We start from the raw sequence: 14,709 nt of genomic DNA, 5'->3' as shown, positions 1-14,709 counted from the left end.
ACCTTGCCTTGATAATAATTCAGCTGGCTGATTGCCAAAAGTGATATATTCACAACCACGCATTGCATTTATTGCAACAAGGGAACATTCAGGGATGAATATTCGAAATTTACAGCTATTCCTCCATCTCACCGAGTCAAGAAGCTTCTCCAAAACCGCACAACAAATGCATATAAGCCCTTCAGCCCTGAGCCGTACCATTCAAAGGTTAGAGGATGAGCTTGGCCATGCGGTATTTATTCGGGATAACAGAAGTGTTGAACTAACCGGAGCCGGACAGAAACTTATGCCGGTTGCCGCGTCTATTGTTGCAGAATGGCGGGGGCTTAAAAATGAGTTGGCTGACGCAGAGCTAAAGGTCAGGGGGAAATTAACCCTGTTTTGTTCTGTTACTGCCAGCTACAGTCATTTACCCTCCATTCTCAACCTTCTGCGCCAACATTACCCCCAAATTGAAATCCAGCTTCTGACCGGTGATCCTGCCCAAGCAATTGAATACATTATGCAGGGCGATGCAGATATTGCCATCGCTGCGAAACCTGTCCCACTTTCGGGAAAACTAAACTTTATTGCACTTGATGATGTGGCACTTTCATTAATTGCACCTGTTGTTTCACCTTTGGGACTACAAAAACAGCTACAACATGAAATAAATTGGGATGAGATTCCATTTATTCTGCCTGAATCCGGTATGGCCCGGATTAATGCAGATAAATGGCTGTCACAACAAAAAATAAAACCCAATATCTACGCCCAGGTAGCAGGGCATGAGGCCATAGTGAGTATGGTTGCTCTGGGATGTGGAGTGGGAATAGCGCCAGACGTAGTTATAGAAAACAGCCCAATGCGGGATAAAGTACAACGGCTAGCGGTTTCCCGCATTGAGCCATTGCAATTAGGGTTGTGCTGCAAACAAAGCAGACAAAAGGAACCCCTGTTAAACGCTTTGTTGCAGCTATTTCTACACTAGCCGTACGTTAGTTGGAAGGTCGCATAGTGACAAATAAAAATATACTCACTCACTCTTACTATTCGGATTTTTACGCGCAGAAGGGATATAACTTTTTAAAAAGCATCGCAAATGGATTTACCACACCGGACAATTTGGTCATTTTCTCCGTGATGCATTGCTATGAGGGCTCGTTACCTTATATCAACGTACTCAGTGAATTAGCAGAGAAATTGGTATTTGTTCCTAAAGGTGCCACGCTAAAAGGAAATGGCAAAATACTCTCAACTATCGAGAGTATTCATAATTGCGACGTTGTTGATCTTACATACAGCAAGGATTACCTCAGGGATCCGGATCATTGCCTGGCACTGATCAAGCAATATGTTACCCCGGATAAAACATTCCTTCTGCTGGATCATGGTGGCTATTTCTCCCATGCAATAGAGCATATCGTTGAAGTATTCAGGGAACAGTGTATTGGTATTACCGAATTAACCGCCAATGGCTTCGCGAAGTACCTGAATCGCACTATAGAAAAACCACTGGTTACGGTATCCAACCTCAGTATTAAACAGCCTGCTGATTTTGAAGCTTCAGAGTGTATCGTCCATTATTCAGACCAAATTCTTCGCGAGGTTTTTGGACTAAAGCTTAATAATGTCGGCTTTCTTAAAATAGGTGTAATCGGCACCGGTAACCTCGGCAGGGGAGTGATTAAATCTCTCTCTGGCAAAGGAATTAAAGATCTCTACGTCGCTGATGCCGACCCACGTCGACTGACAGGGTTTCCCCGTGACGGTATTTATGCCAGCTCAGTCACTCATCTACTTCGCGACTGTAATATGATTTTCTGCTGTACGGGAAATGGTGCTCTGCCTGCACACCTTTTAGATGAGCTAGACAAACCTCTATTCGTGGCAACCGTTACATCGGCAGATGATGAACTCAATCTTCCTCAGTTGGTTGAAGAGGGCATACTCTATAAAGTGGGCGGAAACAGCCTGATTAATGAGTACAAAAACAGACGTAACCAAAGTGTTTACCTGCTCGCTGGCGGTGAGTCGGCCAATACACCATTTAAGACCGGCATGGGCGACCCGACACTGTATCTTTTTGAAGCTGCACATATGCTGGCAGGGCTGAAACTAATCAATTGTATTGATGAATACAGAAATGGTCTGCAGGCACTCAGCGAAAAGGATGAAATGTATATTGCCGAAAAGTGGCTCCAGCACTTTTACGATTACCGCTGAAGTAAACTCAAGATCAAATAGGCTGCCCAACCGGCAGCCTTCTATTTTCTTCAACAATAAAGGATATTCTCTCCACCCTTATATTCCTGGTTCTTTTCTTCCCAGAACCGTGTTCTTTTCCCCAAACGCAAAAAAGCCCTGACCGTCAGGTCAGGGCTTCTTCTACTTTTTTGCCTTCATCTTTTTTCTAAAAAGATGAAAACCAATTTGGAAGCCTGGCGATGTCCTACGCTCACATGGGGGTGGAGAAAGTACGCCTTCCGGCGCATACGACGGGTGCTTTCGGAACGGGAGTGGCTATGCCACGACCTGGATGGCCCCACGGACGTGGACGGGCGACCGCGGGGGAGGACACCTCCTTGTATACCGGCATAAAGGCCATCCGTAACGCCCGCGTAGTGCTGTCTGTGCCAGCCTGTGCTCCAAACGCAAAAAGGCCATCCTTTCGGATGGCCTTTCTGGCGGTATTTAAAGCCTGGCGATGTCCTACTCTCACATGGGGAGACCCCACACTACCATCGGCGCTATTGCGTTTCACTTCTGAGTTCGGCATGGGTTCAGGTGGAGCCACAATGCTATGGTCGCCAGACAAATTCGGTACAATCTTGAAAGCTGATGTCTTCTAGCGTGTTCTCTTACACATTCAAGATGTTTGATTCTCTTGAGTACGCACAAAACCCCTTGGGTGTTGTATGGTTAAGCCTCACGGGCAATTAGTACAGGTTAGCTCAACGCCTCACAGCGCTTACACACCCTGCCTATCTACGTCGTAGTCTCCGACAACCCTTTAGGACACTTAAAGTGTCAGGGAGAACTCATCTTGAGGCTCGCTTCCCGCTTAGATGCTTTCAGCGGTTATCGATTCCGAACTTAGCTACCGGGCAATGCCACTGGCGTGACAACCCGAACACCAGAGGTTCGTCCACTCCGGTCCTCTCGTACTAGGAGCAGCCCCTCTCAATTCTCCAACGCCCACGGCAGATAGGGACCGAACTGTCTCACGACGTTCTAAACCCAGCTCGCGTACCACTTTAAATGGCGAACAGCCATACCCTTGGGACCGACTTCAGCCCCAGGATGTGATGAGCCGACATCGAGGTGCCAAACACCGCCGTCGATATGAACTCTTGGGCGGTATCAGCCTGTTATCCCCGGAGTACCTTTTATCCGTTGAGCGATGGCCCTTCCATTCAGAACCACCGGATCACTATGACCTGCTTTCGCACCTGCTCGAACCGTCATTCTCGCAGTCAAGCGGGCTTATGCCATTGCACTAACCTCACGATGTCCGACCGTGATTAGCCCACCTTCGTGCTCCTCCGTTACTCTTTGGGAGGAGACCGCCCCAGTCAAACTACCCACCAGGCACTGTCCTCACCCCGGATAACGGGGCCAAGTTAGAACATCAAACATACAAGGGTGGTATTTCAAGGATGGCTCCACGGCAACTGGCGTCACCGCTTCAAAGCCTCCCACCTATCCTACACATGTAGGCTCAATGTTCAGTGCCAAGCTGTAGTAAAGGTTCACGGGGTCTTTCCGTCTAGCCGCGGGTACACAGCATCTTCACTGCGATTTCAATTTCACTGAGTCTCGGGTGGAGACAGCGTGGCCATCATTACGCCATTCGTGCAGGTCGGAACTTACCCGACAAGGAATTTCGCTACCTTAGGACCGTTATAGTTACGGCCGCCGTTTACCGGGGCTTCGATCAAGAGCTTCATCCGAAGACTAACCCCATCAATTAACCTTCCGGCACCGGGCAGGCGTCACACCGTATACGTCTTCTTTCGAATTTGCACAGTGCTATGTTTTTAATAAACAGTTGCAGCCACCTGGTATCTGCGACTGCCTTCAGCTCCATCCGCAAGGGACTTCACCAAGGGCAGCGTACCTTCTCCCGAAGTTACGGTACCATTTTGCCTAGTTCCTTCACCCGAGTTCTCTCAAGCGCCTTGGTATTCTCTACCCGACCACCTGTGTCGGTTTGGGGTACGGTTACTGATAACCTGAAGCTTAGAGGCTTTTCCTGGAAGCATGGCATCAATGACTTCACCACCGTAGTGGCTCGACATCAGGTCTCAGCCTTAAGAGAAACCGGATTTACCTAATTTCTCAGCCTACACCCTTGAACCGGGACAACCGTCGCCCGGCCCACCTAGCCTTCTCCGTCCCCCCATCGCAGTTATCAGCAGTACGGGAATATTAACCCGTTTCCCATCGACTACGCCTTTCGGCCTCGCCTTAGGGGCCGACTCACCCTGCCCCGATTAACGTTGGACAGGAACCCTTGGTCTTCCGGCGAGGAGGTTTTTCACCCCCTTTGTCGTTACTCATGTCAGCATTCGCACTTCTGATACGTCCAGCACACCTTACAGTGCACCTTCAGCCGCTTACAGAACGCTCCCCTACCCAATGCGATAAATCGCATTGCCGCAGCTTCGGTGTATCGCTTAGCCCCGTTACATCTTCCGCGCAGGCCGACTCGACCAGTGAGCTATTACGCTTTCTTTAAATGATGGCTGCTTCTAAGCCAACATCCTGGCTGTCTGGGCCTTCCCACATCGTTTCCCACTTAGCGATAACTTTGGGACCTTAGCTGGCGGTCTGGGTTGTTTCCCTCTCCACGACGGACGTTAGCACCCGCCGTGTGTCTCCCGGATAGTACTTACTGGTATTCGGAGTTTGCAAAGGGTTGGTAAGTCGGGATGACCCCCTAGCCTTAACAGTGCTCTACCCCCAGTAGTATTCGTCCGAGGCGCTACCTAAATAGCTTTCGGGGAGAACCAGCTATCTCCGAGTTTGATTGGCCTTTCACCCCTAGCCACAAGTCATCCGCTAATTTTTCAACATTAGTCGGTTCGGTCCTCCAATTGATGTTACTCAATCTTCAACCTGCCCATGGCTAGATCACTCGGTTTCGGGTCTAATTCCAGCAACTGCACGCCCAGTTAAGACTCGGTTTCCCTACGGCTCCCCTATGCGGTTAACCTTGCTACTGAAATTAAGTCGCTGACCCATTATACAAAAGGTACGCAGTCACCCAACAAGTGGGCTCCCACTGCTTGTACGTACACGGTTTCAGGTTCTATTTCACTCCCCTCACAGGGGTTCTTTTCGCCTTTCCCTCACGGTACTGGTTCACTATCGGTCAGTCAGGAGTATTTAGCCTTGGAGGATGGTCCCCCCATCTTCAGACAAGATAACACGTGTCCCGTCCTACTCGTTTTCACGCTAAAAGCATTGTCGTGTACGGGGCTGTCACCCTGTATCGCGCCACTTTCCAGAGGCTTCCACTAACACTTAAAACGCTTAAGGGCTAATCCGGGTTCGCTCGCCGCTACTGCCGGAATCTCAGTTGATTTCTTTTCCTCGGGGTACTTAGATGTTTCAGTTCTCCCGGTTCGCCTCGCTGCGCTATGTATTCACGCAGCGATACTGGCTTATGCCAGTGGGTTTCCCCATTCGGACATCCCAGACTCAAGTGGCTTTTACTGCCTTATCTGGGCTTATCGCAAGTTAATACGTCCTTCATCGCCTCTGACTGCCAAGGCATCCACCGTGTACGCTTAGTCACTTAACCATACAACCCGAAGGAGTTTCGAGTCATACGTTGACCAAGATTTGGTTTTCGCCGTACTCAAATTGAGTTGTGCTTAAAGCACTACCAAAACACTTGAATGTGTTTGCTTTGAGAACTTTGTTCATCACTTCCTAAGAAGTTCAGAACAGATCCAACATTGTTGAATCTACTAGTCAGCTTTCCAGATTGTTAAAGAGCATGTGTTTCGGTGTCTACAAGAGACAAAGAACCACTTTCTAAATACTCTCGTAAGAGTGCTTAAAGAGTGGTGGGCGATACCGGGCTCGAACCAGTGACCCCCTCCTTGTAAGGGAGGTGCTCTCCCAACTGAGCTAATCGCCCACAGGTTTGTTTCCACTTTTGAAAAAGCAGAACCAAAACAGTTTTACATCTTCTGTGGGGAAGATGGTGGGTCGTGAAGGATTCGAACCTTCGACCAATTGGTTAAAAGCCAACTGCTCTACCGACTGAGCTAACGACCCGTCGTTCACTTCAATGAAGTGGCGTCCCGTAGGGGAGTCGAACCCCTGTTACCGCCGTGAAAGGGCGGTGTCCTAGGCCTCTAGACGAACGGGACACTGTGCCAGGGTTTTGGGCACCCCAACAAAATACTCTCTTTACTTTTCGACCAGGCAATCTGTGTGGACACTCATGAAGCAGTTTAGGTAAGGAGGTGATCCAGCCCCAGGTTCCCCTAGGGCTACCTTGTTACGACTTCACCCCAGTCATGAATCACACCGTGGTAAACGCCCTCCCGAAGGTTAAGCTATCTACTTCTGGTGCAACCCACTCCCATGGTGTGACGGGCGGTGTGTACAAGGCCCGGGAACGTATTCACCGTGGCATTCTGATCCACGATTACTAGCGATTCCGACTTCATGGAGTCGAGTTGCAGACTCCAATCCGGACTACGACATACTTTCTGGGATTCGCTCCACCTCGCGGTCTCGCTGCCCTCTGTATATGCCATTGTAGCACGTGTGTAGCCCTACTCGTAAGGGCCATGATGACTTGACGTCGTCCCCACCTTCCTCCGGTTTATCACCGGCAGTCTCCCTGGAGTTCCCGACATGACTCGCTGGCAAACAAGGATAAGGGTTGCGCTCGTTGCGGGACTTAACCCAACATTTCACAACACGAGCTGACGACAGCCATGCAGCACCTGTCTCAGAGCTCCCGAAGGCACACTCGAATCTCTTCAAGCTTCTCTGGATGTCAAGAGTAGGTAAGGTTCTTCGCGTTGCATCGAATTAAACCACATGCTCCACCGCTTGTGCGGGCCCCCGTCAATTCATTTGAGTTTTAACCTTGCGGCCGTACTCCCCAGGCGGTCTACTTAACACGTTAGCTCCGAAAGCCACACCTTATAGGCACAACCTCCAAGTAGACATCGTTTACGGCGTGGACTACCAGGGTATCTAATCCTGTTTGCTCCCCACGCTTTCGCATCTGAGCGTCAGTCTTTGTCCAGGGGGCCGCCTTCGCCACCGGTATTCCTCCAGATCTCTACGCATTTCACCGCTACACCTGGAATTCTACCCCCCTCTACAAGACTCTAGCCTGCCAGTCTCAAATGCAACTCCCAGGTTAAGCCCGGGGCTTTCACATCTGACTTAACAGACCGCCTGCATGCGCTTTACGCCCAGTAATTCCGATTAACGCTCGCACCCTCCGTATTACCGCGGCTGCTGGCACGGAGTTAGCCGGTGCTTCTTCTGCAGCTAACGTCAAATGGTGCAGCTATTAACTACACCACCTTCCTCACTGCTGAAAGTGCTTTACAACCCGAAGGCCTTCTTCACACACGCGGCATGGCTGCATCAGGGTTTCCCCCATTGTGCAATATTCCCCACTGCTGCCTCCCGTAGGAGTCTGGACCGTGTCTCAGTTCCAGTGTGGCTGATCATCCTCTCAGACCAGCTAGGGATCGTCGCCTTGGTGAGCCATTACCCCACCAACTAGCTAATCCCACTTGGGCTCATCTCTGGGTGCGAGGCCCGAAGGTCCCCCGCTTTGGTCCGTAGACATTATGCGGTATTAGCTACCGTTTCCAGTAGTTATCCCCCGCCCAGAGGCAGATCCCCAAGCATTACTCACCCGTCCGCCGCTCGCCGCCCAACAACGCTCCCGAAGGATTGTTGTTGTCGCTGCCGCTCGACTTGCATGTGTTAGGCCTGCCGCCAGCGTTCAATCTGAGCCATGATCAAACTCTTCAATTAAAGTTTTTTCAAACCCGAAGGTTTGGCTCAATGAATACTGTTTATCTATTTTCATAGATAGAATTGACTGTGCCGATATTCCTTTTCAGGAATCTCGTTTGGTCACTCGATTCATTGAATAAATCTTTTATTCTGTTTCAACGAGTGCCCACACAGATTGCATGGTCAAATTGTTAAAGAGCGTTGCTTATCTTACTAAGCAGGCTGGGGATTCTATCTCACCCAGCTGGCGTGTCAAGCACTTTCGCTTGCCGCCCGTTGTCGCGGTTTGTCGTGACAACGGAGGCGAATTATAGGGAGCTGAATTTATCTGGCAACCCCTTTTTTGCGAAAAGTTTCAAATAACAGTTTGTTCGAACAAAAAAGAAACGAAGTGGTTATCAGGCACGCAAAATATCGCAAAAAGCACGTACTTTTCCCCAGTCGGTGTATTCCACTTCTTTACTGGTATCTGTTTCACCACCGGTAATTTTCATGATGAAACGAATCATCACCCGATCAAACAGGCGATAACGGGGATAAAAGAGGGCACCGGCAAAGACAGCAATCTTTTTTGGCTGCCAGGAGGACTTGGCGAGAAACTTCTTTATATAGGCACTGTTTTCCGGAATATCCTTGCCGGGCTTTCGGGCAGTAAGGTTAACGCAGAAGAATGCATTATCTGATTGCGCCAAGGCCTTTTGGTTTTCACGGATAAAGTTATAGAGTTTTGCATTGAGGTGGCCGTAACGAATCGAGGCTCCAACAATTACTTTGTCATAACTGCTGATATCTACTTTTGGTTCATCATGAAGGCTAACCAGCTCGCACTCAAACTCCTTCCCCAGTTGTTGCTCCATAAAGCGTAGGATTTTCACGGTTTGTCCTTCCCGACTCGAATGAAGCATCAGTACGCGTCGCACACCACTCTCCTATATATATGTATTAGCTACGCCAGAATGTCGGCGTAAACAGAACCAGAAGGGTAAATATCTCCAAACGCCCAAACAGCATAGAGATAATGAGTACCCATTTAGCGGGATCACTGACATCACCGAAATGTGCAGCCACTTCCCCTAATCCAGGACCGAGGTTATTCAGTGTCGCAGCAACGGCAGAAAATGCTGACAGCTCGTCCATTCCTGTGGCAATCAGGGCTATCATACAAATGGCAAACACCAGTGTGTAAGCTGAAAAGAACCCCCATACAGCATCGACGACCTGTTGGGGAAGTGCTTTATCCCCCACTTTAATAATGTACACAGCACGAGGGTGGACAAGACGCTTAAGCTCACGGGATCCCTGCAGAGACAGCAGCAGAATCCGGATTACTTTCATCCCGCCTCCCGTGGAACCGGCACAACCACCTATAAATGAAGCAAACAGAAGCAATACAGGAAGGAAGAGTGGCCATTCTGAAAAACCGGTTGTGGTGTATCCGGCAGTCGTAGAAATAGAAACAGTCTGGAAAATGGCCTGGTCAAAGGCCTCAAACCAGGAATCATAAGATTGGTGATTGAGCAGAATACCAAAAGTGACACCCAGTAAAATCAGCTGAATGGCAACAAAAGCCCTGAACTCAGGATCTTTAAAATACAGCCAGACATGTTTCCCCCCCGTAGCAAACGCCGCAAAATGCAGAGAAAAATTGCAGGCAGAGATAAGCAGGAAAACCACAGTAATCAGATTAATAGCAGGACTGTTAAAATACCCGATACTGGCATCATGGGTGGAGAATCCCCCAATCGCGACTGTCGAGAAGCTGTGGCACAAGGCATCAAAAACAGACATCCCCGCCAGCCAGTAGGCACCCGCGCAGCTCAATGTCAGTGTCAGGTAGATATACCAAAGGGCCTTGGCGGTCTCTGCGATACGCGGGGTCATTTTACTGTCTTTGACCGGACCAGGGATCTCAGCCCGGTACAACTGCATCCCACCGATACCCAGTACCGGCAAAATCGCGACAGCCAACACGATGATCCCCATACCGCCAAACCATTGTAGCAGTTGGCGATAAAAGAGAATGGCCTTGGGCAACGTATCCAGCCCGACAATGACTGTCGCCCCCGTAGTCGTTAATCCGGAAAAAGATTCAAAAAGGGCATCGGTCAACGACATTTGCGGCTGTTCCGAAAACAGGAACGGAATGGAGCCGGCCGCGCCGATTACTGTCCAAAACAGGACAACTATCAGAAAGCCGTCCCGGGATTTCAGTTCCTGACGGTAACGACGGTTGGGAAACCAGAGCAATCCCCCACCGGCAAGAAGCAGAAAAAAAGTCAGCACAAAAGGGAAGCCTGCTCCATCCCGGTAGATAAAAGCCACTAAGGCGGGTGCCAGCATGGTTGTACTGAACAACGCCAGCAACAGCCCGACGATTCGAATTATGGATCGAAATTGCATATAGCCTTACGGCAGTTCCTTTTTTCTTTATGGTTATTATTCAGCATCGGTAAAGGTGACTTGGCCACCACTGCGGTTTACCAGCAGGGACTTAAACTCATCGACCCGTCGTGCATCTACTTCCAGTGTCATTTTTACATTATGACTAAATTCACTTTCTACCTGAACCGCCTCAAATGCGCTCTGCAAAGACTCAACAACAGCCATGTGAGCGTACTCACAGCGCAAAGTCACAAAACGCGTCATTAGTTTTTCCCGCGTCTCTATGAGCTTGAGTGCCTGTTGGACACCTCCACCATAAGCTTTCACCAATCCGCCAGTCCCCAGCCGGATTCCACCGTAATACCGAGTGACCACTGCTGTAATCTCCCCAACACCTGAACCACTGAGTTGGGCAAGGATAGGTTTTCCCGCTGTCCCTGACGGTTCACCGTCGTCACTGAACCCCCATTTCATGGAGTCTTCTGGCCTGCCGGCAACAAATGCCCAGCAATTATGGCGGGCATCAGCGTGCTTTAGCTTAATGTCATGTACGAACTGCTTGGCAGCCTCAGTACCCGGTGTGTGTGCAAGATAGGTAATAAAGTGGCTTTTCTTTATTTCCTTTTCAAATACAACCGGGGCAGCAAGAATCAAATAGGGTTTATCTGTCATTTTGTGCCCTAAAAATACATTGGCTACCGGATGTTACCACAGGCACTCGCCCAACAGATCAGCAGCGCAATCAGACCTGGCTAACAAACCAAACGCAAATTTTAAACAAATGTTTAAATTCATGTTGCCATTTTGTGCTTTGCTCGCCAAACTGAATTGACTGGTATAACCAGAAATTAACAACCGGCCAGACAAGAGCCGGATTCATGGAGAAAGGACATGATCTACCAAACTGAAACCCTATCCGTGCGTTATCTGGAAGACGGCATTGCTTTGCTGTCCTTCAATGCGCCCGGCAACGTTAACAAATTCGATCTTCATACCCTGGAATGCTTTGGCAGTGCATTGGATGCCCTGCACCAGGAAAGCGATCTGAAAGGTCTGATCCTGGCATCAGACAAGTCCTCATTTATTGTAGGTGCGGATATCACCGAATTCCTTGGTCTGTTCTCACTTCCCGAAGAGGAACTGTCAGCCTGGCTGACCCGGGCCAATGATATTTTCAACAAGCTCGAAGACCTGCCAGTCCCCACCCTGTCTGCCATTAATGGCCACGCGTTGGGCGGAGGCTGTGAGTGTGTACTCGCTTCTGACTTCAGGGTTGGCGATACAGCTTGCCGTATCGGCCTTCCTGAAACCAAGCTGGGTATCATGCCGGGGTTCGGTGGTACGGTTAGAATGCCGCGTGTCATTGGCGCAGACAGTGCCATGGAAATTATCACAGCCGGCAAAGATAAGAAGGCGGCTGATGCACTCAAACTTGGGCTGGTCGATGCTGTTGTCGAAACCGAAAAACTCCGTGATGTTGCTCTTGGTATGATGAAAGCGGCAATTGCCGGAGAACTGGACTGGCAATCTCGCCGCAAACAAAAACTCTCCCCCCTTGCTCTAAACAAAATAGAAGCCACCATGAGCTTCACTATGGCGAAGGGCATGGTGTACCAGGTTGCAGGGCCACACTACCCCGCCCCAATGGCTTCTGTCGTTGCCATTGAAGAAGCATCAGGCATGGGTCGCGACGAGGCGCTGAAAGTTGAAAACCGCCACTTTGTAAAACTGGCCCGTGGTGATGTTGCAAAAGCCATGGTCGGCCTCTTCCTGAATGACCAATACATAAAAGCACAAGCTAAAAAAGCATCCAAGGAAGGTAAAGCCACCCAGCGCGGTGCCGTACTGGGAGCAGGGATTATGGGAGGTGGTATTGCTTACCAATCCGCACTGAAAGGCGTTCCTGTGCTGATGAAAGATATCACCGACGCACAACTGGAACTCGGGATGGGTGAAGCAGCCAAACTGCTGAATAAGCAGCTCGAGCGGGGGCGTATCAATGGGTTGAGAATGGGCCAGGTACTTTCCTCAATCACCCCTTCCCTCAATTATTCCGGTATTGAAAACACGGATGTTATTGTCGAAGCCGTCGTAGAAAACCCCAAGATAAAGGCTTCCGTGTTAAGGGAGGTGGAGTCTTTGGTTGGTGAGAATACGGTTATTACTTCCAACACTTCCACAATACCTATCAACCAGCTAGCAAAATCGCTCAAGCGCCCAGATAAATTCTGCGGGATGCATTTTTTTAACCCTGTTCACCGCATGCCATTGGTGGAAATTATCCGGGGTGAACATACATCTGATGATACTGTTTCCCGCGTTGTAGCCTACGCAGCAAAGATGGGGAAATCCCCAATTGTGGTTAACGACTGCCCGGGGTTTTTCGTCAACCGAGTGCTCTTCCCATACTTTGGCGGTTTCAGCCTGTTGCTGCGCGATGGCGCAGATTTCACTGTAATAGACAAAGTGATGGAAAAACAGTTCGGATGGCCAATGGGCCCGGCTTACCTGCTTGATGTCGTGGGGATCGATACGGCTCACCATGCCCAGGCCGTCATGGCAGAAGGTTTCCCTGAGCGAATGTCAAAACCTGGCCGGGATGCCATTGACGTTATGTACGAAGCCAAGCGGTTCGGGCAGAAAAACGGCGCGGGTTTTTACGCATACAGTACAGACAAGAAAGGCAAACCGAAGAAATCAGCCGATCCTGAGGTTGTAGGGCTGCTGGCAGACGTCGTCTCATCGGCAACAGAGTTTGAGTCCGACGATATCATCGCCCGAATGATGATCCCAATGGTCAATGAAGTGGTCCGCTGCCTGGAGGAAGGCATTATCGCTACGCCTGCTGAGGCAGATATGGCCTTGATTTACGGCCTTGGCTTCCCTCCGTTCCGCGGAGGTGTATTCCGCTACCTGGACACGATGGGCCTGGCTGACTACGTCACCATGGCAGAGAAGTACAACCACCTTGGAGCAATGTATGAAGTGCCGGAAAGCCTCAAGGAAAAAGCGTCAAAAGGTGAGTTGTATTATTCCGGTCAGGTAAAGTCTGTTGAAGGGTGAGGAGAAAACCATGAACCAGGTTGTTATTGTTGATTGTATCCGCACCCCGATGGGCCGCTCCAAAGGTGGTGTATTCCGAAATGTTCGCGCAGAAGACCTTTCTGCTCACTTGATGTCATCCCTGTTGGCTCGTAACCCCCAGCTTGATCCTGTCGACATTGAAGATATTTACTGGGGCTGCGTCCAGCAAACACTGGAACAAGGCTTCAACGTTGCACGCAATGCCGCTTTGCTGGCAGGGCTGCCGCACACGACGGCTGCGACCACAGTAAACCGCCTTTGTGGTTCGTCCATGCAGGCACTCCATGATGCCACCCGGGCAATAATGGTCGGTGATGCAGATGTCTGCATGATCGGCGGTGTCGAGCACATGGGCCACGTACCAATGAACCACGGTGTGGATTTCCATCCCGGCCTATCCAAATCTGTTGCAAAAGCGGCCGGTATGATGGGCTTAACCGCTGAAATGCTCGGCCGGCTACATGGTATTAGCCGAGAAATGCAGGATGAATTTGCCGCCCGCAGCCATGCACGAGCCCATGCCGCGACAATAGAAGGTCGTTTCAGTCGGGAAATCGTTGCCACTGAAGGACATGATGAAGACGGTGCGCTGATCTCTATTAACTACGATGAAGTTATTCGTCCTGAAACCACGGTACAAACACTGTCTTCCCTTCGCCCGGTCTTTGACCCAGCAAACGGCACTGTAACAGCAGGGACATCTTCAGCACTTTCGGATGGCGCAGCTGCCATGTTGGTAATGAGTGAGGAAAAAGCCAGGGCACTTGGCATTCCTATCCGGGCTCGTATTCGCTCGATGGCTGTTGCCGGATGCGATCCATCCATCATGGGTTACGGGCCGGTCCCTGCGACACAGAAGGCACTCAAGCGTGCTGGTATCACCATGGATGATATTGACCTTGTGGAGCTCAACGAAGCTTTCGCAGCGCAGTCACTGCCATGTGCAAAAGATCTGGGGCTGCTCGATAAAGTCGATGAAAAGGTTAACCTTAATGGCGGAGCAATCGCTCTGGGTCACCCACTGGGTTGTTCCGGCGCTCGCATTTCCACCACGCTGCTGCATTTGATGGAAGACCGCAATGCAACACTCGGTTTAGCCACCATGTGTATTGGCCTCGGTCAGGGCATTGCAACCGTATTTGAACGCGTTTAGCGCCAATAACAGCAACCACACAGCCGTCAGCAATACTGGCGGCTTTTTTAATCCGGTTGTTTTTTCACGGGCAGTGGACGACACTATGCCCTTTCCGGCTC

At 50.1% G+C, this 14,709-nt stretch carries 7 protein-coding genes, 3 tRNA genes and 3 rRNA genes; 4 read left to right on the top strand and 9 right to left on the bottom strand.

Annotated elements, in window-relative coordinates; translation table 11 throughout:
- The first annotated feature begins 94 nt into the window (after positions 1-94).
- Together ilvY and NF212_RS00120 are read left to right on the top strand one after the other, a co-directional pair.
- Complete coding sequence (gene ilvY, locus NF212_RS00125) at positions 95-970, top strand: HTH-type transcriptional activator IlvY (protein WP_434360790.1); 876 nt, start codon at positions 95-97, stop codon at positions 968-970.
- 26 nt (positions 971-996) lie between these two features.
- The gene (locus tag NF212_RS00120; protein WP_434357757.1) at positions 997-2,205 is read left to right on the top strand and encodes an NAD(P)-binding domain-containing protein; all 1,209 of its coding nucleotides are present in this window, start codon (positions 997-999) and stop codon (positions 2,203-2,205) included.
- A 473-nt stretch (positions 2,206-2,678) separates the two neighbouring features.
- Here NF212_RS00120 and rrf read toward each other — a convergent pair.
- From rrf to NF212_RS00075, 9 genes are all read right to left on the bottom strand, one after another.
- Positions 2,679-2,794 (bottom strand): 5S ribosomal RNA (rrf, locus tag NF212_RS00115).
- 103 nt (positions 2,795-2,897) lie between these two features.
- Positions 2,898-5,788, bottom strand: a 23S ribosomal RNA gene (locus tag NF212_RS00110).
- A 266-nt stretch (positions 5,789-6,054) separates the two neighbouring features.
- Positions 6,055-6,130 (bottom strand) — tRNA-Val (locus tag NF212_RS00105).
- A gap of 64 nt (positions 6,131-6,194) precedes the next feature.
- Positions 6,195-6,270: transfer RNA gene (locus NF212_RS00100), tRNA-Lys, on the bottom strand.
- 19 nt (positions 6,271-6,289) lie between these two features.
- A tRNA-Glu gene (locus tag NF212_RS00095) sits at positions 6,290-6,365 on the bottom strand.
- An 89-nt stretch (positions 6,366-6,454) separates the two neighbouring features.
- Positions 6,455-8,007: ribosomal RNA gene (locus NF212_RS00090) — 16S ribosomal RNA — on the bottom strand.
- Together the 16S, 23S and 5S rRNA genes with 3 tRNA genes alongside form the textbook arrangement of a ribosomal RNA operon.
- Positions 8,008-8,387: 380 nt before the next feature.
- Positions 8,388-8,909 (bottom strand): menaquinone-dependent protoporphyrinogen IX dehydrogenase, encoded by a 522-nt coding sequence (gene hemG, locus NF212_RS00085; protein WP_434357755.1) that lies wholly within the window; start codon positions 8,907-8,909, stop codon positions 8,388-8,390.
- 22 nt (positions 8,910-8,931) lie between these two features.
- Entirely contained in the window at positions 8,932-10,389 is a 1,458-nt protein-coding gene (locus NF212_RS00080; protein WP_434357753.1) for a TrkH family potassium uptake protein, read from the bottom strand.
- Between the two features lie 36 nt (positions 10,390-10,425).
- Positions 10,426-11,043 carry a YigZ family protein gene (locus NF212_RS00075; protein WP_434357751.1) on the bottom strand — a complete coding sequence of 206 codons (618 nt, stop codon included), beginning with the start codon at positions 11,041-11,043 and terminating at the stop codon, positions 10,426-10,428.
- Between the two features lie 219 nt (positions 11,044-11,262).
- On the opposite strand from NF212_RS00075, the gene fadB reads away from it, so the two are divergent.
- Positions 11,263-13,434, top strand: coding sequence for a fatty acid oxidation complex subunit alpha FadB (gene fadB / locus NF212_RS00070; RefSeq protein WP_434357749.1), 2,172 nt, complete (start codon positions 11,263-11,265; stop codon positions 13,432-13,434).
- Between the two features lie 10 nt (positions 13,435-13,444).
- Positions 13,445-14,608 carry an acetyl-CoA C-acyltransferase FadA gene (gene fadA, locus NF212_RS00065; protein ID WP_434357747.1) on the top strand — a complete coding sequence of 388 codons (1,164 nt, stop codon included), beginning with the start codon at positions 13,445-13,447 and terminating at the stop codon, positions 14,606-14,608.
- Positions 14,609-14,709: the final 101 nt, after the last annotated feature.

Origin of the sequence: Parasalinivibrio latis (assembly GCF_036825535.1) — a bacterium.
GTDB lineage: Bacteria > Pseudomonadota > Gammaproteobacteria > Enterobacterales > Vibrionaceae > Parasalinivibrio > Parasalinivibrio latis.
This window is presented reverse-complemented; position numbering and strand designations above follow the sequence as displayed.

Excerpts from the sequence above, each read along its gene's own strand:
- ilvY (WP_434360790.1), top strand. The coding sequence starts at position 95 with ATGAATATTCGAAATTTACAGCTATTCCTCCATCTCACCGAGTCAAGA.
- NF212_RS00080 (WP_434357753.1), bottom strand. The coding sequence starts at position 10,389 with ATGCAATTTCGATCCATAATTCGAATCGTCGGGCTGTTGCTGGCGTTG.
- NF212_RS00075 (WP_434357751.1), bottom strand. The coding sequence starts at position 11,043 with ATGACAGATAAACCCTATTTGATTCTTGCTGCCCCGGTTGTATTTGAA.
- fadB (WP_434357749.1), top strand. The coding sequence starts at position 11,263 with ATGATCTACCAAACTGAAACCCTATCCGTGCGTTATCTGGAAGACGGC.
- fadA (WP_434357747.1), top strand. The coding sequence starts at position 13,445 with ATGAACCAGGTTGTTATTGTTGATTGTATCCGCACCCCGATGGGCCGC.